General features: G+C 44.6%; 1 pseudogene. It reads right to left on the minus strand.

What is annotated here, in order from left to right:
* Positions 1-296, minus strand: a pseudogene (locus ACINWC743_RS03215) (cell surface protein); the annotation flags it as partial.

Consider the following 296-nt stretch of genomic DNA (forward strand, 5'->3'; position numbering starts at 1 on the left):
CATTCACTGCATCGGTACTGTCACTGCTGACTTTTCCTGCCGCCACATTGATGATTTGACGTTCAGCGCCTGCTTTACCGACACTGACCACACCATTGTTAGCTGATCCTACACCCGCAAAGGCATAATCTTGACCATTGATGCTGACTTTTGACTCAGAAGTCGCTGCTCGATCTGTAGATTCATTGCCTAATACAACACTGTTGGCTTGAGTGGTGGTGATCGAACTACCTAATGCAACCGTTTTATCTTGTGCAACATTGTTGTTATAACCAATCACTAAAGCATTTTCACCT

This window comes from Acinetobacter sp. WC-743, assembly GCF_000335555.1.
GTDB lineage: Bacteria > Pseudomonadota > Gammaproteobacteria > Pseudomonadales > Moraxellaceae > Acinetobacter > Acinetobacter bereziniae.